The sequence below is a fragment of the Brevundimonas sp. BAL450 genome (assembly GCF_015767455.1).
Lineage (GTDB): Bacteria > Pseudomonadota > Alphaproteobacteria > Caulobacterales > Caulobacteraceae > Brevundimonas > Brevundimonas abyssalis.
Window position 1 is genome coordinate 1 of record NZ_JADWOW010000044.1, and the last position, 24,137, is coordinate 24,137.

Below are 24,137 nucleotides of genomic sequence, written 5' to 3' on the forward strand. Positions count from 1 at the left end.
GCGCCAGCGCTGGCGCTCGCCGTCCAGGGTGTAGCTGGCGAAGAAGCCCGACGAGACATTGGCGATCTTGTACGTGCCGGGCTGGGTCAGGTGCACGTCGAAGGTGGAGCGGTAGCGGGCGCGGTGCTCGTTCTCGGCCGAGACCACCGAACCGTCCGGGGCGGTGATGATCAGGCCGTCCAGCCGCATGGCCGCGTGGTCGGGGATGAACACGCCGTTGGACATGCCCGCGTCCACGGAAATCCAGCCGTCCGAGCCGGACAGCACGGTGGACGACGGCGCCATCCAGGCGCGGTGGGCCTGGGCGGCCAGCGGGGCGGCCACGACGGCCAGGGCGGCGAGGGCGAAGACGGTCTTCTTCATGGCGGTGATCCTGAACAGCTTATCGGGTGACGGAGACAGTGACGGCGCCCAGTTCGGACGAGCCGCGCTGGGTGGCGGCGGGCGAGGCGGCGCCCCAGCGGAAGGGCACGCGCACCTCCTCGCGGCCGCCCAGTTCGCGGGCGGCCTCGACCACCAGGGTGTACTGGCCGGCGGGCAGGTTGCGCAGCGCGCCGCGGGAGCCACTGAAGGTCAGGCTGTGGCGGCCCGGCGCGCGGGTGGCGCTGGACACGCCGTCGGCGGGCAGGGTCATGGCGCGGCCCTCGCGGCGCCACCAGGTGCGCATGTCCTTGAGCCAGTCCTTGCCTTCGCCCGCAGGCAGGGCGGTGTCGTACCAGACCGCCAGGGTGCCGACGGAGGTGCGGTCCGCCCGCTCGATCCACACCGCCACATAGGGCCGGTGGTACGAGGCCGTGGCGATGCGCGGGATCTCCACCGACACGTTCAGGTCGGCGGCCATGGCCGGTGAGGCGGCGGCGCCGGCGGCGGCGAGGGCGAGGGGAAGGACGCGCATGGGCAAACTCGTCAGTGAATGAAGATCAGGGCGATGATGAGCGGGATCAGAAGCCCCAGGCCCACCAGAGGCCAGGTGGACGGGCGGCCGCGCGCGTGCAGCCACAGCAGGGCCAGGCCCGTGAGGCAGAACACCACGCAGGCGCCCGCGAAGATGTCGATGAACCAGGCCCAGACCACGCCGGTGTTGCGGCCCTTGTGCAGGTCGTTGAGGTAGGCGATCCAGCCATTGGTGGTCTGTTCGTGCAGCACGTCGCCGGTGGCCCGGTCGATGGTCAGCCAGCTGTCGCCGCCCGGCGCGGGCAGGGCCACATAGACCTCCACATCGATGGTCTCGGTGGGCTTGCCCGCCGTCGACACGCCCAGTTCCCCGTCGAGCCAGCGCGCCACGGCGCCGGGCAGGGGATCGGTGGTCTCCGCGCCCAAGGCTTCCAGTCGCGACAGCATGGGCGCGGGCAGGACGGCGGTCTGTTCCACCGTCACGGGCTCGGCGGGGATCTGGGCCGCATGGTTCAGGGTGATCCCCGTGACCGCGAAGAGGATCATGCCCACCAGGCTGAGGCCCGCGCTGATCCAGTGCCACTGGTGCAGCTGCTTCAGCCAGAACGACCGTCGGGCGTTCAGGGCGGCGGCGGGCCGCGCGGCTGTGGCAGAGGTCGACATGAAGGCGGGGAATCCGAAGCGGGAACAGGGTCTCCGGCATTGGCATGAAGTGATAACGATTTGCAAGAGCGGTTTTTTTGCAATGCGGAACGCTGTTGCAAAAGTTCATATGATAATCGTTATCAATTTTGTTGCGTCTCGTTCGCACCTGTTTATGAGAGCCGTTCTCAACTCACTCCCAGGGGCGCTCCACCATGTTCAACCGCCGTTTCTCGTCTCGAACCCTTCTGATGACGGCGGCCGCCGTCGTCTCGGCGCCCGGTCTGGCGCTGGCGGACGAGGCGTCGGACGCGCCGGTGACCGAGGTGGATGCGGTGGTGGTGACCGCCTCGGGCTTCGAGCAACGGGTGGAGCAGGCTCCGGCCTCGATCAGCGTGCTGTCACGCGCGCAGCTGCAGGAAACCCGCTACCAGAGTCTGGCCGAGGCCCTGGCGAATGTGGAGGGCGTCGATGTGGGCGCCGCCGCCGGCAAGACCGGCGGGCTGAACATCTCCATCCGCGGCATGCCCAGCGACTACACCCTGGTGCTGGTGGACGGTCGTCGCCAGAACGCGGCCGGCAATGTGACGCCCAACGGATTCGGCGAGACCTCGTCCAGCTTCATCCCGCCCATGTCGGCCATCGAGCGCATCGAGGTGGTGCGGGGACCGGTGTCGACCCTGTATGGCTCGGACGCCATGGGCGGCGTGGTCAACATCATCACCCGCCGCACGGGCGGCGAATGGGCGGGCTCGTTCGCCGCAGACGGCACGTTCCAGAGCGACAGCCAGTTCGGCAATATCTACGGCGCCAATTTCTACGCCCAGGGGCCGGTCGTCACGGACCTGCTCGGCCTGGCCCTGCGCGGTCGCTATTCGACACGTGAGGCGTCCAGCCTGACCTATGAACTGGACGACGGCGGCACGGCCATCGTCAGCGAGCGCGGGCCGAGCCCGGTGGAGAACGAGATCTGGTCGCTGGGCGCCCGGCTGAACGTCACGCCCCATCCGGACCATGAGCTCTATCTCGACGCCGACATCCAGCGTCAGTGGTACGACAACAGCAACGCCCAGCTGGGCACCCTGGGCACGCGCGGCTACGGCCCGGAGCAGCGGTTCAACCAGGAGGAATTCGTGCTGGCCCACGACTGGCGGCTGCCGTTCGGCGAGCTCCAGAGCACCCTGTCGCGCAGCACCCGCGAGACCCTCGGCCGGATCCTGCCGGACGACGTGCCGGGCACGGACCGCGAGGCGGGCGACCCGCGTGTGCTTGAAGCGACCAACACCCTCTTCGACACCAAGCTGTTCACCCGCTGGCGCAACCACACCACGACCGTGGGCGGTCAGTTCTGGGACGCCGAGATGGTCGACGGCGTGGCGCCCGCGCCCTACACCCACGAGCAATGGGCCCTGTTCGCCGAGGACGAGTGGCGGTTCGCCGACAACCTGGCCCTGACGCTGGGGGTTCGCTACGACGACCACTCCACCTTCGGCGACCAGGTCAGCCCGCGCGCCTATGTGGTGTGGAACGCCACCGACAACTGGACCCTCAAGGGCGGGGTCAGCCAGGGCTTCAAGACGCCGCGGCTGGATCAGATCGCCGAGGGAATCACCGGTTTCACCGGCCAGGGCACCCGTCCCACCATCGGCACGCCGTCGCTGCAGCCTGAAACCTCGACCTCGAGCGAGTTCGGGGTGTTCTACGACAATCGCGACAATTTCCGCGCCAATGTGGTGATCTTCCACAACAGCTTTGACGACAAGATCGCCAGCGGTCCGGGCCTGCTGAACTGCTCGTTCGGGCTGAGCGAGGCGGACTACAACGCCGGCGTCACCGCCTTCCCGGATTGCTCGGACTACGGCTACTGGCCGGCGGTGGAGACCTATGGCCAGTCGATCAATGTGGACGAGGCCGTGACCCGGGGCGTGGAGGCGTCGTTCCGCTGGAACATCGCCGACGCCTGGTCGCTGAACGGCAACTACACCTACACCGACAGCGAGCAGAAGAGCGGTGAGGGCGCGGGCCTGCCCCTCTACAATACGCCGGAGCACATGGTGAACGCGGCCCTGCGCTGGCGCGCCACGGACCGCCTGAACCTGTGGCTGCGGGGCGAGTACCGCAGCGACCGCTATCGCAGCGAGGACAGCGCCACCAGCACGGCCAAGGCCACCTGGGGCGACTACCGGGCCTATGAGGTGTTCCACCTGGGCGGTTCGTACCGGGTGACGGACAGCGTGTCGGTCAACGCCACGATCTACAACCTGCTGGACGAGGACTTCGTCAGCTACGGGTCCTATGTCAGCAACACCGGCACCGGGGCGATCAGCTACACGAATCTGTACGCCAACAATCAGGAGCCGCGGCGCCTGTGGCTGTCGGTGAACGTGGACTTCTGATCCACGCGATCATCGGGAATTGAGACCGGGGGGTCTGGCCACGCGGTGGCCGGACCCCTTAGTCGTTCGGGGCGAGTCTTTCCTCAGGAGCCCAGATGACCCCGACCCTCTACGGCATTCCCAACTGCGACACGGTCAAGAAGGCGCGCACCTGGCTTGAGGGCCGGGGCGTGGACTACGTCTTCCACGACTACAAGAAGGTCGGGATCGACCGCGCGTCGCTGGAACGGTGGTGCGACGAGCATGGGTGGGAGACGGTGCTGAACCGCGCCGGGACCACCTTCCGCAAGTTGCCGGAGGCGGACCGGGCGGATCTGGATCAGGACCGGGCCATCGCCCTGATGCTGGCCCAGCCGTCCATGATCAAGCGCCCGGTGCTGGACCTGGGCGACCGCCGCATCGTGGGCTTCAAGCCCGAGATCTATGAAGCGGCGTTCGCCACGGCTTGAGCGCCGGGCTCAGGCCCGGGACTTCCACCACAGCCATCCGCCCAGACCCACCAGGAGCAGGGCAGGGACCAGCAATTGCGCCTCATCGACCAGCGGCGCGCCAGAGACCAGCATCACCGACGCATTGGTGGCGCCCGACAGGCCCAGGATGACGGCGAACAGGCCGAAGCCGCGATACATCAGGCGGCGGCGTTCAGCGGGGTTCACGGGCGCCTCTCGGAATAATCATCGGTTCGTGCATCCATCCAGCATATCGGCGGCGACTACGGGGGGAAAGCGGGCGATGATCGCCGCGCAATCGGAGGGATGAGAGATGGAAGACCTGTTCCGCAGCTACTGGTGGCTGCTGTTTCCCCTGGGCTGGTTCGCCTATTCGGGCTGGTCCAGCTGGCTCAACTACCGGCGTCAGCGCGCGACCCTGGATATCGTTCGCCGCTATGCCGACAGCGGCAAGGAAGTGCCGCCCGAACTGATGAAGGTGCTGGACAAGCCCATCGATTCCGACGCGGAGATGTGGGGCAGCGCCTCGTATGGTTCGGCCAATCCCACGAACTACTGGTCACTGGTCGGTCTGTTCGGCGTGATCGGTGCGGGCTTCGGCATCGCGGCCTACATGCCCCAGGTGTTCGGCGCCGACATGGGAGTCCGTTTCCCTTTCACGATCGTCGCCCTGACCATGGCGGCGGTGGCGGTCTGGGCCCTGATCTCGGCCCTGACCACGCGGCGAGGCGGCTCCTGACGGTCGCGGTCACGGCGCGGGGGCGAGATGGCGTTCGACAACGACACCGAGTTGGTGGCGGCGGCCCGCGCGGGGTCGGACGCCGCCTTCGCGCGTCTCGTGGCCAGGCATCAGGGCGTGGTGCGCGGCTTTCTGAGGCGTGTTCTGAACGGCGACCGGGCCGAGGCGGACGATGTGGCGCAGGAGGTGTTCCTCACCGCCTGGACGTCGCTGCGGTCGCTGAACGACGCGGCCGGGGTTCGTCCGTGGCTGTGCGGCATCGCCTGGCGCAAGGCGCGGGACCGGATGCGGGGCCGGCGCCGGGCCGAGGCGCGAGATGCGGCGTGGCTGGAGGCGAGCGCGCCGCCGCCGGGCGTGGCCCCGGAGGATCGCATGGCCATGGAGACCGCCATGACCGCCCTGGCCCCGGACGAACGCGCCTGCGTCGCCCTGTGCCTGGCCGAGGGCTGGTCGCACGGCGAGGCGGCGACGGCCCTGGGCTTGCCCCTGGGCACGGTGAAGTCCCATGTGGGGCGTGGGCGCGCGAAACTGCTTCAGGCGCTCGGAGGATCGGATGGCTGAGTTGACCCCGGAACAGAAACTGGCCGCCCTGTTCGCGGACCAGGCGCCGCCTGCCCGCGACCCCGTGTTCTCAGCCGAGGTCATGCAGCGCGTGGCCCGCCGCCGGGCCTGGGCGCGGGTCGGGGCGGCGGCGCCCTGGGCGGGGGTGGCCGGGCTGCTGGCCTGGGCGCTCCAGCCGGTGCTGGGCCCGTCCGTGGCGGACCTGGCGGACAGCCTGGTCCTTCCCGCCGCGATACTCGGCGGGACGGCGATCCTGCTGGCGGTCAGCCTGATGGGCGCGCGGCGGCTGGCCCGCTAGCGCACGCGCAGGCGCGCGACGACCGCCACATGGTCGGAGGGCCAGACACCGGCCACGGGCTGGTCGGCGGCCAGGCGCGCGGACAGGATGTCGAACCGTCCACGCTGAACGAAGATGTGGTCGATGCGCTTGGACCGGTGGCCGTGGTCCGTGACCAGGGTGGAGCGGGCGGCGGCGGCCGGGTCGGCGCTTTGCAGGGCGTCAGTAAATCCATCGCGGATGCTTTTGAATTCAGGTGCTTCTGCGGGAGCATTGAAGTCACCCAGAAGGATGATGGGGGCCTCGTTCTGCGGCCCGATCGCCGCCAGCACGTCGGTGACCTGGCTGTCCCGCAGGGCGCCGCCCTCAGGGGTGTGGTGCAGGTGGGTGGCCGCGATCCGGACCGGCCGGCCGTTCACCGAGACCCGCACGGTGGCCAGGGTGCGCGAGTCCTCGAGCGGGCGCAGCCGTCGTTCACCGGTCTCCAGCACGGGCAGGCGAGTGAGGACGGCGTTGCCGTAGCGGCGCGCCTGTCCCGGCGGATCGACCGAGACGAAGTGGACCGAATAGCCGCCAAGAGCCCGGGCGATGTCCTCGGCCTGATTGGGCAGATCGGCGTCCTGCAGGACCTCCTGCAGCGCGATGACGTCGGCGTCCACGTCGCGCAGGGCCGCGATGACAAGGGGCCGCCGCTCCGGCCAGTCGCCCATGTCGTGCCAGATGTTGAAGGTGACCACCGTCAATTCGGCGGTGCTGTCGGCGGCAGGGACCGAGACGCAGGCGGCGAGGGGCAGGGCGGCGGCGAGGACCAGGAGGCGGCGACGGTTGGGCATGATCGATCCGAAAGCAGGCAGGGACGAGCGTGGCGGGGCGGCGTGCGATCCGGATGAGCCTGTTTTCAGACTCCGGGGCGAAAAAACAGGGTCTGAATAGTCTGAATTGTCTGAAATCGCGCCGCCGCCTCGGTTGGGGGTGACGTTGAGACTAACCCGTGTGGAAAGGCGGGCGCGAAAAAATCCTCAACACGGCCGGATCGGGATATGAACGACGGTCAAGGTTCCGGGGAGGGACGCCTGATGACCCCGTCACCTTACGAAGATTTCACGTCGGTTCGCGCATCCGTTCGCTTCGGCTGCCGCCTCCTGTGATCAGAAGGGCGCGGCGAGAGGTCGCTCCCGCTTCAAGAAGGACCAAGCCATGCAAGGTTTCGAGATACTCATCCCCCTGGCGCCTTTCCTCATGGTCGTCGCCATCATCGCCATCCCCGCCTGGCTGAAGAGCCGCGACCGGCGTGAAATGCAACAGACGCTGCGGACCGCCATCGAAAAGGGACAGGCGCTGCCGCCCGAGGTCATCGACGCCCTCAGCCAGGACGCGGCCAAGACCGTGCCGTCGGCGGCGCGCGACCTGCGGGTGGGGGTGATCTGGCTGGCGGTGGCCGTCGGCATCGCGGCCGCTGGCTGGGGCCTCAGCTACGCCGACGGCGACAGCGAGATCTTCTATGTCATGGGCGGGCTCTGCGCGATCCCCGGCTTCATCGGCCTGGCGTTCATCATCCTGAGCTTCTTCAACAAGAACAAGGGCTGAACCGGCGTCTGAAGACAGGGGAACGCCATGTCCAATCCAATCGACCTTCACGACGTGGAGCTGGCCGCACTGGCGGCGGCCGGCGGACGTCGGGAGTTCGGCGAGCTGGTGCGCAGGCACGGCTCGGCGGTCCGGGCGCTGCTGCGCCGCATGGGCGCCGATCCGGCCACCGCCGACGACGTCGCGCAGGACGCCTTCATCCAGGCGTTCGAGAAATGCGCCGAGTTCCGGGGCGAGGGCGCCTTCGGAGCCTGGGTCAAGCGGATCGCGGCGCGGCTCTATCTCAAGCGCAAGGCGAAGGAGGCGCGCTATGTCTCTGAAACCGAAGCGCCTGCGGAAGAGCCGATCCACGCCGATCAGGCCAGTCGCATGGACCTGGACGAGGCGCTGAAAGGCCTCACCGACATCGAGAGACTGTGTGTCTCACTGTGTCACGGCGCCGGTCTCTCGCACCCCGAGATCGCCGCCGCCTTGAATACGCCACTTGGGACCGTGAAATCACATGTCAAACGTGGTCTGGATAAACTCCGCGCCCGGCTTTCGCCGGAACCGGACAACCTCGGGAGGGCGGCTGATGTCCGCGCCTGACGAATTCGACCCTTTCATCGAGCGGCTGTTCCGCGAGACGCCGCCGATGTCCGACTCCGCCGACTTCGCGCGGGGCGTGGAGAAGCGCCTGGCGTCCGGGTCGCGCATGCGCACGGTGGTCATCGGCGCGGCGGGTCTGATCGGCGGGGTGGTGGCCGTGCGGGAGACGCTCGGGTCCAATCTGAGCTTCAACGCCGGCAGCGAGCCGACGACCACGGGGTTTTCGGCCGCCGCCGCCTCGCTGCCCGAAAACCCCGGATTGATGGACGCCGGCGTCGGCGCCCTGACCGCCCAGGCCCAGGCAGCCCAGAGCGGGCTGAATGATCTGGGTGTCAATTTCGATTTCGCCGCCCTAGGGGGTATGCAGATGTTCTGGGCCATGGCGGCGCTGCTGATCGCGGCGGCGGTCATGGCGGGCATGAAGCTGGCGAACGAGGTCTGATGTCTTCTCAAAAGCAGGAGCCGGTCAAGCGGCTGCACGCCCCCGACATCCTTGCGCGCAAGGGCGGGGAGCCGATCGTCTGCCTGACCGCCTATGACGCGCCGACGGCCGAGCTGCTGGATTCTCACTGCGACCTGCTGCTGGTGGGCGACAGCGTGGGCATGGTGGTGCACGGCCTGCCCAATACGGTCGGCGTGACGCTGGACATGATGATCCTGCACGGCCAGGCGGTGATGCGGGGCGCTCGTCAGGCCATGGTGGTCATCGACATGCCCTTCGGCAGCTATGAGGGCGGCAAGGAGCTCGCCTATCAGAACTGCGCCCGCGTGATGAAGGAGACGGGCGCCCAGGGGGTGAAGCTGGAAAGCGGCCCCACCGTGCCCCAGACCATCGAATATCTGGTCCAGCGGGGCATTCCGGTCATGGGCCACGTGGGCCTGCGGCCGCAGGCCGTGCTGAACGAGGGCGGCTTCAAGGCCAAGGGCAAGACCGAGGACGAGCGCCTCCGGGTCATGAGCGAGGCCGAGGCCACCGCCGACGCCGGGGCCTTCGCCGTGGTCATTGAAGGCGTGGCCGAGGGGCTTGCCGCCGAGATCACCCTGGCCATCGACAAGCCCACCATCGGCATCGGCGCCTCCGCCGCCTGCGACGGCCAGATCCTGGTGGTCAACGACATGCTGGGCATGTTCGACTGGTCGCCGAAGTTCGTGCGCCGCTACGCCGATCTGCGCGGTGAAATCACCCGCGCGGCGAAAAGCTACGCCGAAGATGTCAGGGCGCGCCGTTTTCCCGCCCAAGTCGAGACCTACTTCTCCAAAAAGCCGGTCTGAACCCGGTTCGTCCGCGTTGCGGGCGGCGCGCCAAGCCTTTAGGGTCGCGCCGAAATTGTCAGCGGCCGCGCTTTCACGCGGACCGCACAGCCAGCGTGTCCCGGGGAGCCTGTCTTTAAGTGGTCGATGTCTTCGAAGAGGTCGAGGAGGAGCTCCGCTCCGAACGATACCGCCGCCTGGTCCGGACCTGGGGTCCGTGGGTGGCCGGGGCTCTGGTGCTGGCGCTGGTCGCCGCCCTGGCCTGGTGGGGCTGGCAGTCCTGGCAGACCGGCCGCGCGGAAACCGCGGCCACGCATTATGACCGCGGCATGCAGGCCCTGAGCGAGGGCGACGCCGCCGCCGCCGACGCCGCCTTCATCGAGGCGGTCGATACGGGATCGGGCGGCTACAAGGCCCTGGCCCTGCAGCAGCGGGCGGGCATCGCGCTCGGCAACGGCGAGACCGACGAGGCCGTGGCCCTGTTCGATGAAGCCGCCGGCGCCTCTGGCCAGCCGCTGATCTCGGACCTGGCGCGCCTCAAGGCCGTCTACCTGCTGATGGACAGCGCGCCCCTGGAAGAGATCGAGGAGCGTCTGGCCCCCATCGCCGAAGAGAATCGTCCGTTCAGCGCCTATGCCCGTGAGGCCCAGGGGCTGGCCCGCATCCAGCACGGTCAGGTCGCCGAGGCGCGCCCGGTGTTCGCCCTTCTGGCGCTCGGCCAGGATGTGCCGGACGTGGTGCGTCAGCGCGCCCAGCTGGTCCAGGACGCCATCGATTCGGGCGTCGCCGCCTCCCTGGCGGAAATCGTCCGGGCCCAGGCGGAAATGCCCCAGCCCGATGTCGGTCAGGTTCAAGCGCAGGCCCAGGCCCAAGGTCAGGCCCAGGGCGCTCCCGAACAACCGGCCGTTCAGCCGTAATCCAGGATCGAAATCCAGCATGCGCTCCATGTCCCAACCCCTGAAGATCGCCCTGGTCTGCGGCCTGGCCGTGACGGTGGCCTCCTGCTCGACCGCACAGCGCCTCTGGCCGTTCGGCGGCGACGACGCCCCCTCATCGGTCGCTTCGGCGGGCGAGCGCGTGTCGATCCTCGAGTTCGAGCAGAGGCTCTCGCCCAGCACCGCCCTGTCCGGGCGTGATTTTTTCGTGCCGGGACCCCAGGCCATCAACGCCTGGCCCGTCCCCGGGGGCAATGTCGAGCAGTCGCTGGAGCATGTGATCGCCGCGCCGGAGTTCACCGTCGCCTGGCGTCGCGACATCGGTCAGGGTGCGTCGCGGACGACCCAGGTGACGGCGACGCCCGTGGCCGCGGACGGCCGCATCTATGTCATGGACGGCGAGGCCCGGGTCAGCGCCGTCGATGCGAACACCGGCCAGATCCTGTGGCAGACCAATCTTCGTCCCGAGGGGCGTGACCGGGCGTTCGGCGGCGGCGTGGCCGTCTCCGGCGATCGGGTCTTCGTGACCTCGGGCTACCGCCTGGCGGCGGGCCTGAACGCCCGCACGGGCGCCGTCGAGTGGACCACCCAGTTCGACGCGCCCATTCACGGCGCTCCGACCGTGTCGGGCGGCCGCGTCTTCGCCGTGGACGTGGACAATCAGGTCGTGGCCATGGACGCGGCGACGGGCGCCATGACGTGGTCCTATCAGGCCATTTCCGAGCCCGCGCGCCTGATGCGGGCCTCGAGCCCGGCGGTGACGGGCGACACGGTCATCGCGCCGTTCTCCTCCGGCGAGGTGGTGGCCCTTCGCGCCGCCAACGGCCAGGAACTGTGGACCCAGGTCCTGTCGCGCACCAGCCGCACCAACGCCCTGTCGGAGATCCGCGACATCGCCGGACGTCCGGCCATCAGCCGCGGCGTGGTCTATGCGGTCAGCCACTCCGGCCTGATCAGCGCCATGGACGTGCGCACCGGCCAGCCCGCCTGGCAACTGCCCCTGACCGGCGTCAACGCGCCCTGGGTGGCGGGCGATGTGGTCTATGCGGTCTCCAAGGCCGGCGAACTGACCGTCATCAACCGCCAGGACGGCCAGGTCTACTGGATCCGCGACATCAACGAGGGCCGCACGCGCACCGAGGGCGGTCTGTTCTTCGGCGTGGGCAAGCGCACGGTTCGTCCGGTGTGGAGCGGACCGATCCTGGCGTCCAACCGTCTGATCCTGGTCAACTCCGACGGCCAGGCCGTGGCCTATGACCACAAGACGGGCCAGGAGGTCGCCAGTCTGAACCTGGGCGCGCCGGCCTATATCGCCCCCATCGCCTACAACGGCGCTCTCTATGTCGTGACCGACAACGGTCAGCTGGTCAGCATCCGCTGACCTGAAAAGGGCCTATAACGTTCTCATGGCCCTCAAGGTCGCTATCGTCGGTCGCCCCAATGTGGGCAAGTCCACCCTGTTCAACAGGCTGGTGGGAAAGCGGCTCGCCCTGGTCGATGACCGGCCGGGGGTGACGCGCGACCGTCGCTATGCGGACGGCAACATCGGCGACATCGATCTGACCCTGATCGACACGGCGGGCTATGAGGACGTCACCGACGACAGTCTGGAATCGCGCATGCGCGAACAGACCGAGGCGGCGCTGGATGACGCCGAGCTGATCCTGTTCATGATGGACGCCCGCGAGGGGGTCACCGCGCTCGACCGCATCTTCGCCGACCATCTGAGGCGTCACGAGACGCCGGTCGTGCTTCTGGCCAACAAGTCCGAAAGCCGCGAGAGCGGCGGCGGCGTGGGCGAGGCCCATGGGCTGGGCTTCGGCGAGCCCGTGGCCATCTCCGCCGAGCACGGCGAGGGCATGGCCGATCTGTACGCCGCGATCGTCAAGGCCAGCCGCGATATCGAGGTGGCCGAGCAGGAAGAGGCCGAAAAGCCCATCCGCGTGGCCATCATCGGCCGACCCAATGCCGGCAAGTCCACCCTGATCAACCGCCTGCTGGGCGAGGATCGTCTGCTGACGGGACCGGAGGCGGGGATCACCCGCGACTCCATCTCGGTGGACTGGACCTACGAGGGCCGTAATATCCGCCTGGTGGACACCGCAGGCATGCGGCGCAAGGCGCGGGTGCAGGAGAAGCTGGAGAAGCTGTCGGTGGCCGACACCATCCGCGCCATCACCTTCGCCGAGGTGGTGGTGCTGGTCATGGACCGGGAGAACGCCTTCGACACCCAGGACCTGCAGCTGGCCGACCTGGTCGAGCGCGAGGGTCGGGCGCTGATCTATGTGATCTCCAAATGGGATCTGGAGGAAGAGCCCCAGTCCCGCATGGCGTCGCTGAAGGAAACCGCCGACCGCATGCTGCCCCAGCTGAAGGGCGCGCCCTTCGTGGCCCTGTCGGCGCACAACGGGCGCGGGGTGGAGCGGCTGATGCCCGCCATCCTGAAGGCCCACGACACCTGGTCGGTGAAGGTCAAGACGCGGGATCTGAACGACTGGCTGGCCCTGGCCGTGCAGCGCCACCCGCCGCCCGCCGTGGACGGCCGCCGCATCAAGCCCAAATACATCGCCCAGACCAAGGCGCGCCCGCCCACCTTCGTCATGTTCGCGAACCGGGCGTCGCAGATGCCGGAGCAGTACAAGCGCTATCTGATCAACAGCCTGCGCGAGAGCTTCGACCTGCCCGGCACGCCCATGCGGCTGACCGCCAAGTCGGGCGCCAATCCGTTCGTGGACGGCTCAGGCGGACCGAGCCGGCCCAAGGGCGACGCCAAGACCGCGCCGCGCCGCGTGACCAAGGCCCAGAAGGCCGAGGAGGCGAAGGAGTCCGCCAGGGGCCTGCCCGGCAATGCGCCGGCCAAGAAGGCCGCCCCGCCGAGGCCCACGGTGCTCAAGGCCAAGCAGCGCGCGGCCTCAAAGGCCAAGGCCGCGTCCATCCCCGGCAAGCGCGCGCGGGGCGGGGCCCGTCAGGTGTCCCGCTCGGGCCGCATCCGCACCGGCGGACCGTCGAAGCCGAAGCGGTGACGGCGGGCGCTTGAGCGCCTGTCGCGTGCCTGGCCATAAGGCCGCCATCATCCCCGGCGCAACCTGTCAGGCCCCGCGCCATGCAGGGTGCTGAGCAGGCGGCCTCGACATGCAAGCAGCGCAACAACCCTTCGACCTTCAGGCCGTCCAGAAGGTGCGAAAGGCGGTTATTCTGGTCGCCCTTGTCGCCCTGATCGGGTTGAGCCTGATTTCCCAGTCGGCCAGCGGACTTCACAGCACCCTCCATGAGGGTGTGGAGGCGTTCGGGCTGGCGGCCATCGTTCTGGCCATCATCGGCCGCGCCTGGTGCTCGCTTTACATCGGCGGACGGAAGAAAGCCGAAATCGTTTCGCGGGGGCCGTATTCGATCACGCGAAATCCGCTTTATGTCTTCAGCTTCATCGGCGCATTCGGGGTTGGCGCACAGACCGGCAGCGTGACCATCGCCGCCCTTTTCGCCGTGGCCACCTGGGTCGTTTTCTCGCTGACGGTCCGGCGCGAAGAAGCCTGGCTGCAGAATGTTTTCGGGGCCGACTACAGCGCCTATCGCGAGCGAACACCCCGCTTCATCCCCAATTTCTCGCTTTGGCGGGACGAGGGGGAGCTGGCCGTCCGGCCTGCATTTTTCCTGCTGACCCTGCGGGACGGTCTGGTGTTCTTCCTCGCCGTGCCGGTGTTTGAGTCTTTCGACGCGCTACAGGCCACGGGGTGGCTGCACGTCCTTCTCAAACTGCCCTAGACCAGCGCCGACACCGGCGGGCCGTCCTTCCATTCGCGGAACGAGATGATGCCGCCGGGCGGTTCGCGGTCGGGGCGGCACAGGTCCACAATCAGCGGCGCGATCTCGGACGGGTGGGGCAGGGCGGAGGGATCCTCGCCCGGATAGGCCTGGGCGCGCAGGCGGGTCTGCATCCGGCCGGGGTCGAGGACGGCGACCCGGATGTTGGTGGACTCGATCTCGTCGGCCCAGCACTGGACCAGATTCTGCCCCGCCGCCTTGGTGGCCGCATAGGCGCCCCAGAAGGCGCGCGGCTTCCACGCCAGGGATGAGGTCAGATAGACGGCCCGGCCCGCGTCGGACGCGCGCAGCAAAGGCTCGAGAGAGCGGATCAGGCGATAGACGGCGGTGAAGTTGACCTTCTCGATCTTGGCGAACTGGCGCGGGTCGGCGTGGCTGACGGGCACCAGGCCTTCGGGCCCCATGGTGGCGGCGGTGTGGACCCAGATGTCCAGCTTGCCGAAGCGCTCGAACAGGGCGCCGCCCATGCGGTCGATGGCCCCGCCGTCCACCAGATCGAACGGGATCAGGGTGGCGTGTTGTCCGGTGGCGGCGAAGATGGCGTCGTCCAGTTCCTCGAGCCCGCCCTCGGTGCGCGCCGTGGCGATCACGTGGGCGCCGGCCTTGGCCAGGGCGATGGCGCTTTCGTATCCGATGCCGCGCGAGGCGCCGACCACAAGGGCGACGCGGTCCTTCAGGGGAAGCTGATCCGTCATGGCGCCTGCTTACGCGCGCCGGGGCGGCGGTGAAAGAGGCGGAGCGCCGCAGCCCTATTCCGGCGCGACGTTCCGGGGCAGTTGGGCGGGGTCATAGTCCTGTCCCAGGTTCAGTACGAAGGCCGGTCCCAGCTCGATGGTCTGGGCCGCGCTCGCCAGATGCACCGAGACGTTGGTGGAGCCGCCGGGATAGTCCTGCTGCGCCACGCCGGAGGCATAGACCATGGTCCATTCCGACGGAACGACGGCCGAATCCTGGGCGATGGCAGTGTAGGGGGCAACGCTCTGTTCAACCCGTATGCCCGAAAGCACGCCGAAGCGCTGGCCGTCCGGCGGGGTGTGCGTCCGCGCCCAGACGGCCAGCAGGATGGTGTCGCCCTGGCTGATTTCCCCTGCGATGCTCATCCGGCCCGCGATGTCCCACGGATTGGCGCCGGGGCGGGGGACGGCGACGCGGATCGCCTGATCGCCGAGCACGCCCTGGGCCCGGACCGGTCGGGGCGTGGCGCGCAGGCCGGTCACCTGCCAGGACTGGACCGGCGGGCTGTTGATGACCTGATCGAGGATGTCGTCCTCATCGCCGCTCTGGGCCGAGGCGAATGACGCGAAGATCGAGACGAGGGCCGCCGCGGCGGCGATCCATGCGGTTCTGGCCATGAGATCCTCCCTCCCTGATCGTTGGGGTGTCAGGGCGGGGTGATTAACTCAGACAAATATAAAACTGTCCAGAGGGCCAGGCCCTAGGCGGGCTCCCACAGGCTGAAGCTGACGCCCTGGTCGTCACTGGCTTTCACGCTGCGGCCTGACTTGCTGGAGGCGGGAACCGCGCACTTGCCGCCCAGATCGACGATCTGCGCACAGACGGCGTCGATGTCGTCGACCCGGAAATACAGGTGGGAATAGTCCCTGTGCTCGCCCTTCACGAAGCCGAACGGGATGCCCGCGTCGGCCACATGGGCGTAGGTCTCGTGTGAGGCCGCGTCATCGAAGGTCCAGCCGAACAGGCCGCCGTAGAAGGCGCGCGCCCTGTCGATGTCGGGCGTGTCGAGGGTGAAGTAGCCGAGTTCCGTGCTCATGCGCCCTTAAGCGCTGACGAGCAGGGAAAGTTGCCTCGACGAGACGTCCCGACCGTTTTCCTCGATTTCGCGGTCCAGCAGGCGGGTGGGGTAGTCGCCGGTGAAATAATGGTCGGTGAACTGCGGATTGACGGGATCGCGGGGGCCCGCGCCCATGGCCTGATACAGGCCGTCGACGGACAGGAAGCCCAGGCTGTCCACCTCCAGCCGCGCGCGCATCTCCTCCAGCGACAGGTTGGCGGCCATCAGCTGGGACCGTTCGGGCATGTCGATGCCGTAGAAGTCCGGCCACATGATCGGCGGGCTGGCTGAACGCAGGTGGACTTCCTTGGCGCCCGCCGCGCGCACGGCGCGCACCAGCTTCACCGAGGTGGTGCCGCGCACGATGGAGTCGTCGATCAGCACGACCCGCTTGCCCGCCAGAACCCCGCGGTTGGGGCTGTGCTTCATGCGCACGCCCAGTTCGCGCACGCCCTGGCTGGGCTGGATGAAGGTGCGGCCCAGATAGTGGCTGCGGATGATGCCCATCTCGAAGGGAATGCCGCTTTCCTGCGCATAGCCCAGGGCCGCCGGCACGCCGGAGTCCGGCACCGGCACCACCACGTCGGCCTCGACGCCGTGCTCGCGCGACAGCTGGGCGCCCATGGCCTTGCGGACCTCATAGACCGCCTTGCCGTTCACCACGCTGTCGGGCCGCGCGAAATAGACATATTCGAACAGGCAGGGACGGGCGGCCTTGTCGGGGAAGGGCTTGATGGAGCGCAGGCCGTCCTCGTCGATGACCACGACCTCGCCGTTCTCCACATCGCGTACGAAGACCGCGCCGATCATGTCCAGGGCGCAGGTCTCGGACGCCAGCACCCAGGCGTCGCCCAGCTGACCCAGCACCAGCGGACGGATGCCCAGCGGGTCGCGGGCGCCGATCATCTTCTTGCGGGTCTGGGCCACCAGGGCGTAGCCGCCCTCGATCTGCATCATGGCGTCGATGAAGCGGTCCACGATGCGCGATTTCCGCGAGCGGGCGATCAGGTGCAGGATGACCTCGGAGTCCGAGGTGGACTGGAAGATCGAGCCCTGGTCCACCAGCTCGTTCCGCAGGGCCAGGAAATTGGTCAGGTTGCCGTTGTGGGCGATGGCGATGCCGCCGGAATCCAGATCCGCGAACATGGGCTGGATGTTGCGCAGGAAGCTGCCGCCCGCGGTGGAGTAGCGGGTGTGGCCCACCGCCGCCCGGCCGGGCATGCGGGTGACCAGCTCGGCCCCGGAAAAGGCGTCGCCCACCAGGCCCATGTGTCGTTCGGTGTGAAAGCGCGTCTTGGTGACCGAGGCGATGCCGCAGGCTTCCTGCCCCCGGTGCTGCAGGGCGTGCAGGCCCAGCGCCACCACCGCCGAGGCGTCCTGAACCCCCCAGACCCCGCAGACCCCGCACTCCAGACGGGGGCGGTCGTCATCGACGTCCCGCCAGTGTTCACGGTGGACGACGACGTCGTTGATCTGGTGGCTGCTCATCGTGGAGGCTCCGATGACGGCGGGAAGCTTACTTAGGGCGAGTCCGGCGCCGCGCTAGCGTCGGATTGGGGCGTGGCTGTGTCATCGTCGGAAAAACCGTCGCGCACGGACGATCCGATGACCGGTGAAAGGGCGTCCGCGCCGCGACCCAGGGTCGGCAGTACGGTCTGGATGACACGGGCGGAGGCGTGGCCCAGCGGGAAGACGGCGGCCTCGCGGAACCAGTCTGGCGTCTGGTCCGCGGGTGTGGCGGCGTGAAACACCAGATGGATGGCGCCGAGCAGCACCAGCGCCCGTACGCCCCCCACACCCGCGCCCAGCAAGCGGTCGACGCCGCCCAGCTGTTTGTGGTCGCGCAGGCGGCGGCTCATGATCGTGCCGGTGATGCGGATGCCGAAATAGACGATCAGGAACACCACGATCGCCGCGGCGATGGACCCGGCCCAGTCGGGATCGACCACGGCGCGTCCCACGGGGCCGGACAGGGGCAGGGCCAGCAGGGAGAGGATCGCCGCCACCGCGAAGGCGGCCAGGGTGATCAGCTCCCGCAGGCCTCCGCGAATCCATCCGGCTGCGCCCGAGGCGAGGATGACGACGATGGCGAACAGGTCGTAGCCAGTCACGGTCGGCGAGGGTCCCTGGAGCGCGGTGAAAATCAGAACGTGCTTTGCGAGATACGCTCGACCGCCTCTGCGAGTCGAGATAGCCCCATGACCTTAACATTCTTTCCGCCGTTCGCCGCGCTTTCCGGCGCGATGGCCTGATCGAAGCCCAGCTTGGCCGCCTCGCGCAGGCGCACCTCGGCCCGGCCCACGGCGCGCACCTCGCCCGACAGGCTGATTTCGCCGAACACCACGGCCCGCTGGGGCAGGGGCACGTCCACGGCCGAGGAGATCAGCGCCGCCGCCGCCGCCAGATCCGCCGCCGGCTCCGAGACCCGCAGGCCGCCCGCCACATTCAGATAGACGTCCCGATCTCCGAAGCCGATGCCGCAGCGCGCCTCCAGCACCGCGAGCAGCATGGCCAGCCGCCCCGAATCCCAGCCCACCACCGCGCGGCGCGGGGTGCCGTAGGCGCTGGGGGCCACCAGGGCCTGAAACTCCACCAGCACCGGGCGCGAGCCCTCGATGCCCGCGAACACCGCCGCGCCCGCCGCCCGCTCGCCGCCCTCGCCCAGGAACAGGGCCGAGGGATTGGACACCTCGGACAGGCCCGCGTCGGTCATTTCGAACACGCCGATCTCGTCGGTGGCGCCGAAGCGGTTCTTGGCTGCGCGCAGAATGCGGAACGGATAGCCGCGCTCGCCCTCGAAGGAGAGGACCGCGTCCACCATGTGCTCAACCACGCGCGGCCCGGCGATCTGGCCGTCCTTGGTCACATGGCCCACCAGCACCACCGCCATCCCCGACGCCTTGGCCAGTCGCACCAGTTCGCCCGCACAGGCGCGCACCTGGGTGACCGAACCCGGCCCCGCCTCATGGGCGTCGGACCACAGGGTCTGGATGGAATCGATGATGACGATGTCGAACTTGTCGCGCTTCAGGGTCGAGACGATCTCGCGCAGGGCGGTGGCCGAGGCCAGGTTCACCGGGGCGTCGGCGAAGCCCATGCGCCGGGCGCGGGCGCGGATCTGCTCCACCGCCTCCTCGCCGGAGATGTAGGCCACGCGTGCGCCGCCCAGGGCCGCTTTCGCCGTGACCTCGAGCAGCAGGGTGGACTTGCCCACGCCGGGGTCGCCCCCCAGCAGGATGGCCGAGCCCGGCACCACGCCGCCGCCGCAGACCCGGTCGAACTCGCCGACCCCTGTGGTGATGCGCGGCGGTTCGGGGGTGTCGGATTGCAGGGTCTCGAACACTACGCCGCGCCCGCGCGCCGTGGAGGCCGGCTTCAGGGCGCCGGGCGGGGCCGACTGGCTTTCCTCGACGATGCAGTTCCACTGGCCGCACGCGCCGCACTGGCCGGACCACTTGCCGTGGACCGCCCCGCAGGACTGACAGACATAGATCGCACCGTCCCTGGCCATGGGCCGGGTCTAGCAGGAATCGCGGTCAGGGATAGATGAGGCCGGCGGGGGTGCGTCCGATCCTGACGTGCTCAGCCGACGTAGACCCTCGGCACGCGCGGGTTGATGGACGTCAGCAGTTCATAGGCGATAGTCCCGGCCGCCGTCGCCTGATCGTCGATGTTGCGGTTGGGGCCATAGATTTCGCACAGGTCGCCGACGGCGACGTCGGCGTCCGTCACGTCCACGGCGATCACGTCCATGGACACCCGCCCGACGATGGGCCGCAGGGCGTCGGCCAGCCAGACCTTGCCCCTGGGCGAATAGGCCCGCAGCACGCCGTCGGCGTAACCCGCCGCGACGATGGCGATGGTGCTGTCGCGCGGGGCGGTCCAGCCGGCGGAGTAGCCCACGGTCTCGCCCTTGGGCACGAGGCGCACCTGCACCACCTCGGCGCTGAGGGTGGCCACGGGCTTGATGCGGTCGTCGGGCCGGCCCTCCGGACCGCCGCCGTACAGGCAGATGCCCGGCCGCACGGCGTCGAAGGCGAAGTCCGCCCCCATGAAGCAGCCGCCGGAGTTGGAGAACGAACGGATGGCGCCCGGGTATTTGGCGCTGATCCCGGCGAAGGCGTCGCGCTGGCGCCGGTTCAGGGAGTCGGCGGGGGCGTCGGCGCAGGCCAGGTGGCTCATGACCAGATCCAGCCCCTCGAAGGGTTCGGGCGCGTCCTCGGGCCGGAAGCCCAGACGGCTCATGCCCGTGTCGATCTGCAGGCCGCAGGCCCCGCCGCCCGCCGCGCGCCAGGTCTCGAGCTGGACGGGCTGGTTGAGGATGGGCCGCAGGTCGGCGGCTTTCAGGTCGCCCGCCGCATCGCCGTGACAGCCGTCCAGCACATAGAGGGCGGGGTCGGGCCCCAGCGCCGCGCGCAGAGCCACGCCTTCCGCCGCCCGCGCCACGAAGAAGGTGCGCGCCCCCTCGGCCATCAGCCGTCGGGCCACCGGCGTCGCGCCCAGGCCGTAGCTGTCGGCCTTGACCACCGGATGCACGGGCGCGCCGGACGCGGCCTCCAGCGCATGAAAATTGTGCGCGAGGGCGTTCAGGTCGACGGTCAGGCTGGCGGGGGAGGGCATACGCCCCTTATGACGCAAGAATCCTGCGTTTGAAGGGGAAGTCTGCCATTTACGCGGATTTTCTTTCGCCGACGCCCCTAGTTCGGCTCGTAGCGGCCCGGCTGGGCCAGGTTGCCGAAGCGGGTGGTGTCCTCGTCGAAGGACAGCTTGACGATGCCGATGGGACCGTGGCGCTGCTTGCCGATGACCACCTCGGCCTGGTGGCGCAGGCGGTCCATGTCCTCCTGCCACTTCAGATGCTCTTCGGTGCCCTCGCGGGGCTCGGTGCGGCCCAGGTAATAGCTTTCGCGATAGACGAACATGACGGCGTCGGCGTCCTGTTCGATCGAGCCGGATTCGCGCAGATCGGACAGCTGGGGCCGCTTGTCCTCGCGGGACTCCACCTGGCGGGACAGCTGGGACAGGGCCAGGATCGGCACCGACAGCTCCTTGGCCAGGGCCTTCAGTCCGCCGGTGATCTCGGAGACCTCCTGCACCCGGTTCTTCTGGCCGTTGCCCTCGCCGACGGTGATCAGCTGGAGGTAGTCGACGACGATCAGGTCCAAACCGTGCTCCATGCGCTTCAGGCGCCGCGCGCGGGCCGCCAGCTTGGACAGGGACAGGCCGCCGGTGGCGTCGATGTACAGGGGCGCCTCGCCGATCTCGGCGGCGGCGTCGCGGATGCGGCCGAAGTCCGAGGCGTCGATCTCGCCTTTTCTCAGGCGGTCGGACGACACCCCCGAGGCGTCGGCCAGGATCCGCATGGCCAGCTGCTCGGCGCTCATTTCCAGCGAGTAGAAGGCGACGACCCCGCCCTCCACCGTCTTGCGGCCCTCGGGGGTGGGCTCCCAACGGTAGTTGCGCGCCACATTGAAGGCGATGTTGGTGGCCAGGGCCGTCTTGCCCATGGACGGGCGGCCCGCGAGGATCAGCAGGTCGGACGGGTGCAGCCCGCCCAGCTTCTGGTCGAGATCATCAAGGTAGGTGGCCAGACCGGCCAGCTTGCCGTCGCGCTGATAGGCCTCGCTGGCCATCTCCACCGCCCCGGCCAGGGCGTGGCCGAAGCTGACGAAGCCCGACGACGGCTGACCCGTCTCGGCCAGATTGTAGAGCGACTGTTCGGCCTGTTCGATCTGTTCGAGGGCGGCCGTCTCGGGATCCGGGGCCTCCTTGATGATGTCGCCGCCGATGCGGATCAGGTCGCGGCGCAGGGCCAGGTCATAGACCAGACGGGCATAGTCGGGGGCGTTGGCGCCGGGCGGGGCCCGGTCCACCAGATCGGCCAGATAGCGCAGCCCGCCGAACTCCTGGAACGCCGGGTCGGTCTTGAACCGCTCCATCAGGATGGTGGGCTCGGCCAGCATGCCCTGGCGCACATGATCCTCGATGGCGTCGAACAGGCGCTGGTGGAACGGCTCGTAGAAATGGCTGCCGCGCAGCCGGTCTGACAGGCGTTCGAACACCGCATTGTCGAACATCAGCGAACCCAGCAGCGCCTGTTCGGCCTCCAGATTGTGAGGCAGGGCGGCCACGGGCCGGGCGTCGGTGGAGATGGGGCTGAGCGCGTTCATGGACTGACGGGTCTAGCCGTCGCACGTCCCTGCGTCAGGGGCGGACGTCCAGAAGACGGGGGATGAGTCCGGCCCGCCTGTGGACGGCCCGGATTTCGTCTTTCCGGTCAGCGCGGGCAGGGGTGCTCCTCGGCCATCCATTCCCGCAGGGCCTGGGTCACGGTGATGTTGCGGCGGGCCGCGGGGATGGCGTTGAAGCGCGACAGCAGACTGTCGGCGTCCATGCTGACCCGTTCGGGCATGCATGTGCGCGGGGTGCGTCCGGCGGCCTCGGCGGCGTCCTGCTCGGCGCGGATCGTTCGTGTGGCGGTCCGGACCTCGGACAACAGCCGGCGGGTGTCGGCCCGAAGCAGGGCCGTGGCATTGCGCGGGATGTCGTCCGCTGTGTCCAGGAACGCGGCCACGGTCATGCGGCCGTCCTGGGCCGATGCGGGCAGGGCGACTAGGCTGACGGCGAAGGCGGCGGCAACGAGGGCGGTACGGCGCATGGCCTGCTCCTGAATGGTGACGCTTGAGCATAGTCCACGAAAAACGGCGCGGAGAAGGCTCTCCGCGCCGTCGTTTCGATAACCCGGTCGAGAAGGATCAGACCTCTTCGACGTAGGAGACCTCGTGCTGGCCGGCGCCGCCGTCCAGCAGATCCTTGGCCTGGTCGCTGGCGGCTTGACGCTCGTCATCGAACTGGCTGGCGATCACGTCCTCGCCCTTGGCCTGACGCTCGGCTTCGTCGGCCGAGCGGGCCACGTTGATCTTGACCGTCGCGCGGACCTCGGCGTGCAGGCGGACCTGCACTTCGTGGACGCCCAGGGTCTTGATCGGGACGTGCAGGACGACCTGCGACTTCTCGATCTTCGAGCCTGCGGCCTGGACCGTTTCGGCCACGTCGCGACCGGCGACCGAGCCGTACAGCTGGCCCGTCTCACCCGCCTGGCGGATCATGACGTAGGTCTGACCGTCGATCTTGTCGGCGGTCTTCTGGGCCTCGGCCTTGTTCTTGTCGTTGCGGGCCTCGATGGCGGCGCGTTCGACTTCAAAGGCCTTCAGGTTGGCTTCCGTCGCCCGACGAGCCTTGTCGCGGGGCAGCAGGAAATTACGGGCGAAGCCGTCCTTGACGGTGACGACGTCGCCGATGGCGCCGAGGTTCTCGACGCGTTCAAGCAGAACGACCTTCATCTTACTTCACCACGTAGGGCAGGAGGGCCAGATAGCGGGCGCGCTTGATGGCCTTGGCCAGTTCGCGCTGCTTCTTCTGAGAGACGGCGGTGATGCGCGAGGGCACGATCTTGCCGCGTTCGGAGACGTAACGCTGGAGCAGTTTCACGTCCTTGTAGTCGATCTTCGGCGCGTTATCGCCCGAGAACGGGCAGACCTTGCGGCGACGATTGAAGGGGCGGCGGGCGGGGCCGGAGCCGGCCGGAGCGCCCGGGGAGGGGGCAGTCGTATCGGTCATGATCCGGTTCCTTATTCAGCCGACGCCGCGGCGGGCGCGGCGTTGTCGTCGGAGCGAGGCGTGGAGCGCTCGCGCTCACGCTCGCGGCGGGCCAGCAGGGGCGACAGCTCCAGGTCCAGCTCTTCCACGCGAACGGTCAGCCAGCGCAGCACGTCCTCGTTGATGGACAGCTGGCGCTCGACCTCGGCCATGGCGGCCGGCGGCGCGTCGACGGCGAGCAGCGAATAGTGCGCCTTGCGGTTCTTCTTGACCCGGTAGGTCAGGTTCCTCAGACCCCAGTACTCGATCTTGGCGACGGTGCCGCCGGCTTCCTCGATCAAGCCCTTGATGGTGTCGTTGAGTTGTTCGGCCTGTTGCGCGCTGATGTCCTGGCGCGACATGACCGTGTGCTCGTAAAGAGCCATGCAGTCGTCTCCCTTGATGGGCGCCGGCGCAGGTGGACCGGGTAAAGTCCAATCCCACGATGGATCCTGACGCGGCGGCCGGAATGACTTCCCGAACCCTTTGGAACTCCACGCCAGGACCGAAGCCCTGGAAAGCGGCGGCCTATAGGGCAAAAGCCGGGGGGTGGCAAGGCGCGCGCG

The 24,137-nt window shown here is 68.7% G+C and carries 30 protein-coding genes; 13 read left to right on the plus strand and 17 right to left on the minus strand.

Annotated features, from left to right (window positions below; all coding sequences use genetic code 11):
* The 3 genes from IWC96_RS05520 to IWC96_RS05530 all read right to left on the minus strand — a co-directional run.
* On the minus strand, positions 1-363 hold a 363-nt coding region (locus IWC96_RS05520; protein WP_196838560.1), incomplete at its 3' end, for a DUF4198 domain-containing protein.
* Positions 364-382: 19 nt separating this feature from the next.
* Positions 383-895, minus strand: a complete 513-nt coding sequence (locus IWC96_RS05525) for a DUF2271 domain-containing protein (protein ID WP_021696553.1) — start codon at positions 893-895, stop codon at positions 383-385.
* Positions 896-906: 11 nt separating this feature from the next.
* A complete protein-coding gene (locus tag IWC96_RS05530) occupies positions 907-1,557 on the minus strand; it encodes a PepSY-associated TM helix domain-containing protein (RefSeq protein ID WP_196838561.1) in 651 nt (216 codons plus the stop codon).
* Between the two features lie 194 nt (positions 1,558-1,751).
* Here IWC96_RS05530 and IWC96_RS05535 point away from each other — a divergent pair, with 194 nt between their 5' ends.
* Together IWC96_RS05535 and IWC96_RS05540 are read left to right on the plus strand one after the other, a co-directional pair.
* A complete protein-coding gene (locus tag IWC96_RS05535; protein WP_021696551.1) occupies positions 1,752-3,932 on the plus strand; it encodes a TonB-dependent receptor domain-containing protein in 2,181 nt (726 codons plus the stop codon).
* A gap of 95 nt (positions 3,933-4,027) precedes the next feature.
* Positions 4,028-4,381 carry an ArsC family reductase gene (locus tag IWC96_RS05540; protein ID WP_021696550.1) on the plus strand — a complete coding sequence of 118 codons (354 nt, stop codon included), beginning with the start codon at positions 4,028-4,030 and terminating at the stop codon, positions 4,379-4,381.
* A 9-nt stretch (positions 4,382-4,390) separates the two neighbouring features.
* On the opposite strand, the gene IWC96_RS05545 is transcribed toward IWC96_RS05540, so the two are convergent.
* Positions 4,391-4,588 (minus strand): hypothetical protein, encoded by a 198-nt coding sequence (locus tag IWC96_RS05545; protein WP_021696549.1) that lies wholly within the window; start codon positions 4,586-4,588, stop codon positions 4,391-4,393.
* A gap of 106 nt (positions 4,589-4,694) precedes the next feature.
* On the opposite strand from IWC96_RS05545, the gene IWC96_RS05550 reads away from it, so the two are divergent.
* The 3 genes from IWC96_RS05550 to IWC96_RS05560 are packed head-to-tail and all read left to right on the plus strand — an operon-like array spanning position 4,695 to position 5,979.
* The gene (locus IWC96_RS05550; RefSeq protein WP_021696548.1) at positions 4,695-5,120 is read left to right on the plus strand and encodes a hypothetical protein; all 426 of its coding nucleotides are present in this window, start codon (positions 4,695-4,697) and stop codon (positions 5,118-5,120) included.
* A gap of 27 nt (positions 5,121-5,147) precedes the next feature.
* The gene (locus tag IWC96_RS05555) at positions 5,148-5,681 is read left to right on the plus strand and encodes an RNA polymerase sigma factor (RefSeq protein ID WP_021696547.1); all 534 of its coding nucleotides are present in this window, start codon (positions 5,148-5,150) and stop codon (positions 5,679-5,681) included.
* On the plus strand, positions 5,674-5,979 hold the full coding sequence (locus IWC96_RS05560; RefSeq protein ID WP_021696546.1) for a hypothetical protein: 306 nt from the start codon (positions 5,674-5,676) through the stop codon (positions 5,977-5,979). Before IWC96_RS05555 ends, IWC96_RS05560 begins: the two co-directional genes overlap by 8 nt.
* Here the strand turns inward: IWC96_RS05560 and IWC96_RS05565 are convergent.
* Complete coding sequence (locus IWC96_RS05565) at positions 5,976-6,791, minus strand: endonuclease/exonuclease/phosphatase family protein (protein WP_021696545.1); 816 nt, start codon at positions 6,789-6,791, stop codon at positions 5,976-5,978. The genes IWC96_RS05560 and IWC96_RS05565 overlap by 4 nt on opposite strands.
* 364 nt (positions 6,792-7,155) lie before the next feature.
* Here IWC96_RS05565 and IWC96_RS05570 point away from each other — a divergent pair, with 364 nt between their 5' ends.
* From IWC96_RS05570 to IWC96_RS05605, 8 genes are all read left to right on the plus strand, one after another.
* Entirely contained in the window at positions 7,156-7,545 is a 390-nt protein-coding gene (locus IWC96_RS05570; RefSeq protein ID WP_045318764.1) for a DUF6249 domain-containing protein, read from the plus strand.
* 27 nt (positions 7,546-7,572) lie between these two features.
* On the plus strand, positions 7,573-8,133 hold the full coding sequence (locus tag IWC96_RS05575) for an RNA polymerase sigma factor (protein WP_021696543.1): 561 nt from the start codon (positions 7,573-7,575) through the stop codon (positions 8,131-8,133).
* Positions 8,120-8,575, plus strand: coding sequence for a hypothetical protein (locus tag IWC96_RS05580; RefSeq protein WP_196838562.1), 456 nt, complete (start codon positions 8,120-8,122; stop codon positions 8,573-8,575). Before IWC96_RS05575 ends, IWC96_RS05580 begins: the two co-directional genes overlap by 14 nt.
* Positions 8,575-9,405 carry a 3-methyl-2-oxobutanoate hydroxymethyltransferase gene (panB, locus tag IWC96_RS05585; protein WP_021696541.1) on the plus strand — a complete coding sequence of 277 codons (831 nt, stop codon included), beginning with the start codon at positions 8,575-8,577 and terminating at the stop codon, positions 9,403-9,405. The genes IWC96_RS05580 and panB overlap by 1 nt, the downstream gene beginning before the upstream one ends.
* Before the next feature lie 119 nt (positions 9,406-9,524).
* Complete coding sequence (locus IWC96_RS05590) at positions 9,525-10,301, plus strand: tetratricopeptide repeat protein (RefSeq protein WP_021696540.1); 777 nt, start codon at positions 9,525-9,527, stop codon at positions 10,299-10,301.
* Positions 10,302-10,329: 28 nt separating this feature from the next.
* Positions 10,330-11,700, plus strand: a complete 1,371-nt coding sequence (locus IWC96_RS05595; protein WP_045318773.1) for a PQQ-like beta-propeller repeat protein — start codon at positions 10,330-10,332, stop codon at positions 11,698-11,700.
* A gap of 25 nt (positions 11,701-11,725) precedes the next feature.
* Positions 11,726-13,342, plus strand: coding sequence for a ribosome biogenesis GTPase Der (der, locus tag IWC96_RS05600; protein ID WP_021696538.1), 1,617 nt, complete (start codon positions 11,726-11,728; stop codon positions 13,340-13,342).
* Positions 13,343-13,451: 109 nt separating this feature from the next.
* Positions 13,452-14,081, plus strand: a complete 630-nt coding sequence (locus tag IWC96_RS05605) for an isoprenylcysteine carboxylmethyltransferase family protein (RefSeq protein ID WP_021696537.1) — start codon at positions 13,452-13,454, stop codon at positions 14,079-14,081.
* Here the strand turns inward: IWC96_RS05605 and IWC96_RS05610 are convergent.
* From IWC96_RS05610 to rpsF, 12 genes are all read right to left on the minus strand, one after another.
* The gene (locus tag IWC96_RS05610) at positions 14,078-14,836 is read right to left on the minus strand and encodes an SDR family NAD(P)-dependent oxidoreductase (RefSeq protein WP_196838563.1); all 759 of its coding nucleotides are present in this window, start codon (positions 14,834-14,836) and stop codon (positions 14,078-14,080) included. The genes IWC96_RS05605 and IWC96_RS05610 overlap by 4 nt on opposite strands.
* A 54-nt stretch (positions 14,837-14,890) precedes the next feature.
* A complete protein-coding gene (locus IWC96_RS05615) occupies positions 14,891-15,493 on the minus strand; it encodes a hypothetical protein (protein ID WP_021696535.1) in 603 nt (200 codons plus the stop codon).
* Between the two features lie 83 nt (positions 15,494-15,576).
* Complete coding sequence (locus IWC96_RS05620) at positions 15,577-15,912, minus strand: VOC family protein (protein ID WP_021696534.1); 336 nt, start codon at positions 15,910-15,912, stop codon at positions 15,577-15,579.
* A 6-nt stretch (positions 15,913-15,918) separates the two neighbouring features.
* Positions 15,919-17,421, minus strand: coding sequence for an amidophosphoribosyltransferase (gene purF / locus IWC96_RS05625; protein WP_021696533.1), 1,503 nt, complete (start codon positions 17,419-17,421; stop codon positions 15,919-15,921).
* A gap of 32 nt (positions 17,422-17,453) precedes the next feature.
* Positions 17,454-18,044: a CvpA family protein gene (locus IWC96_RS05630; RefSeq protein WP_021696532.1), complete on the minus strand. Its 591-nt coding sequence runs from the start codon at positions 18,042-18,044 to the stop codon at positions 17,454-17,456.
* Positions 18,045-18,076: 32 nt separating this feature from the next.
* Positions 18,077-19,444, minus strand: coding sequence for a DNA repair protein RadA (gene radA / locus IWC96_RS05635; protein WP_196838564.1), 1,368 nt, complete (start codon positions 19,442-19,444; stop codon positions 18,077-18,079).
* 71 nt (positions 19,445-19,515) lie between these two features.
* Positions 19,516-20,553 (minus strand): alanine racemase, encoded by a 1,038-nt coding sequence (gene alr / locus IWC96_RS05640; protein ID WP_196838565.1) that lies wholly within the window; start codon positions 20,551-20,553, stop codon positions 19,516-19,518.
* 77 nt (positions 20,554-20,630) lie between these two features.
* Entirely contained in the window at positions 20,631-22,103 is a 1,473-nt protein-coding gene (locus IWC96_RS05645) for a replicative DNA helicase (protein WP_021696529.1), read from the minus strand.
* 107 nt (positions 22,104-22,210) lie between these two features.
* The gene (locus IWC96_RS05650) at positions 22,211-22,591 is read right to left on the minus strand and encodes a hypothetical protein (RefSeq protein WP_045318763.1); all 381 of its coding nucleotides are present in this window, start codon (positions 22,589-22,591) and stop codon (positions 22,211-22,213) included.
* A gap of 97 nt (positions 22,592-22,688) precedes the next feature.
* Positions 22,689-23,276, minus strand: coding sequence for a 50S ribosomal protein L9 (gene rplI / locus IWC96_RS05655; RefSeq protein ID WP_021696527.1), 588 nt, complete (start codon positions 23,274-23,276; stop codon positions 22,689-22,691).
* 1 nt (position 23,277) lies between these two features.
* On the minus strand, positions 23,278-23,553 hold the full coding sequence (rpsR, locus tag IWC96_RS05660) for a 30S ribosomal protein S18 (protein WP_021696526.1): 276 nt from the start codon (positions 23,551-23,553) through the stop codon (positions 23,278-23,280).
* Positions 23,554-23,564: 11 nt separating this feature from the next.
* Positions 23,565-23,957, minus strand: coding sequence for a 30S ribosomal protein S6 (gene rpsF, locus IWC96_RS05665; RefSeq protein WP_021696525.1), 393 nt, complete (start codon positions 23,955-23,957; stop codon positions 23,565-23,567).
* Positions 23,958-24,137 lie beyond the last annotated feature (180 nt).

Bases quoted from the DNA above. Each gene is read 5' to 3' on its own strand.
- IWC96_RS05525 (WP_021696553.1), bottom strand. From the start codon at position 895: ATGCGCGTCCTTCCCCTCGCCCTCGCCGCCGCCGGCGCCGCCGCCTCA.
- IWC96_RS05530 (WP_196838561.1), bottom strand. From the start codon at position 1,557: ATGTCGACCTCTGCCACAGCCGCGCGGCCCGCCGCCGCCCTGAACGCC.
- IWC96_RS05535 (WP_021696551.1), top strand. From the start codon at position 1,752: ATGTTCAACCGCCGTTTCTCGTCTCGAACCCTTCTGATGACGGCGGCC.
- IWC96_RS05540 (WP_021696550.1), top strand. From the start codon at position 4,028: ATGACCCCGACCCTCTACGGCATTCCCAACTGCGACACGGTCAAGAAG.
- IWC96_RS05550 (WP_021696548.1), top strand. From the start codon at position 4,695: ATGGAAGACCTGTTCCGCAGCTACTGGTGGCTGCTGTTTCCCCTGGGC.
- IWC96_RS05555 (WP_021696547.1), top strand. From the start codon at position 5,148: ATGGCGTTCGACAACGACACCGAGTTGGTGGCGGCGGCCCGCGCGGGG.
- IWC96_RS05560 (WP_021696546.1), top strand. From the start codon at position 5,674: ATGGCTGAGTTGACCCCGGAACAGAAACTGGCCGCCCTGTTCGCGGAC.
- IWC96_RS05565 (WP_021696545.1), bottom strand. From the start codon at position 6,791: ATGCCCAACCGTCGCCGCCTCCTGGTCCTCGCCGCCGCCCTGCCCCTC.
- IWC96_RS05570 (WP_045318764.1), top strand. From the start codon at position 7,156: ATGCAAGGTTTCGAGATACTCATCCCCCTGGCGCCTTTCCTCATGGTC.
- IWC96_RS05575 (WP_021696543.1), top strand. From the start codon at position 7,573: ATGTCCAATCCAATCGACCTTCACGACGTGGAGCTGGCCGCACTGGCG.
- IWC96_RS05580 (WP_196838562.1), top strand. From the start codon at position 8,120: ATGTCCGCGCCTGACGAATTCGACCCTTTCATCGAGCGGCTGTTCCGC.
- panB (WP_021696541.1), top strand. From the start codon at position 8,575: ATGTCTTCTCAAAAGCAGGAGCCGGTCAAGCGGCTGCACGCCCCCGAC.
- IWC96_RS05595 (WP_045318773.1), top strand. From the start codon at position 10,330: ATGTCCCAACCCCTGAAGATCGCCCTGGTCTGCGGCCTGGCCGTGACG.
- der (WP_021696538.1), top strand. From the start codon at position 11,726: ATGGCCCTCAAGGTCGCTATCGTCGGTCGCCCCAATGTGGGCAAGTCC.
- IWC96_RS05605 (WP_021696537.1), top strand. From the start codon at position 13,452: ATGCAAGCAGCGCAACAACCCTTCGACCTTCAGGCCGTCCAGAAGGTG.
- IWC96_RS05610 (WP_196838563.1), bottom strand. From the start codon at position 14,836: ATGACGGATCAGCTTCCCCTGAAGGACCGCGTCGCCCTTGTGGTCGGC.
- IWC96_RS05615 (WP_021696535.1), bottom strand. From the start codon at position 15,493: ATGGCCAGAACCGCATGGATCGCCGCCGCGGCGGCCCTCGTCTCGATC.
- IWC96_RS05620 (WP_021696534.1), bottom strand. From the start codon at position 15,912: ATGAGCACGGAACTCGGCTACTTCACCCTCGACACGCCCGACATCGAC.
- purF (WP_021696533.1), bottom strand. From the start codon at position 17,421: ATGAGCAGCCACCAGATCAACGACGTCGTCGTCCACCGTGAACACTGG.
- radA (WP_196838564.1), bottom strand. From the start codon at position 19,444: ATGGCCAGGGACGGTGCGATCTATGTCTGTCAGTCCTGCGGGGCGGTC.
- alr (WP_196838565.1), bottom strand. From the start codon at position 20,553: ATGCCCTCCCCCGCCAGCCTGACCGTCGACCTGAACGCCCTCGCGCAC.
- IWC96_RS05645 (WP_021696529.1), bottom strand. From the start codon at position 22,103: ATGAACGCGCTCAGCCCCATCTCCACCGACGCCCGGCCCGTGGCCGCC.
- IWC96_RS05650 (WP_045318763.1), bottom strand. From the start codon at position 22,591: ATGCGCCGTACCGCCCTCGTTGCCGCCGCCTTCGCCGTCAGCCTAGTC.
- rplI (WP_021696527.1), bottom strand. From the start codon at position 23,276: ATGAAGGTCGTTCTGCTTGAACGCGTCGAGAACCTCGGCGCCATCGGC.
- rpsR (WP_021696526.1), bottom strand. From the start codon at position 23,553: ATGACCGATACGACTGCCCCCTCCCCGGGCGCTCCGGCCGGCTCCGGC.
- rpsF (WP_021696525.1), bottom strand. From the start codon at position 23,957: ATGGCTCTTTACGAGCACACGGTCATGTCGCGCCAGGACATCAGCGCG.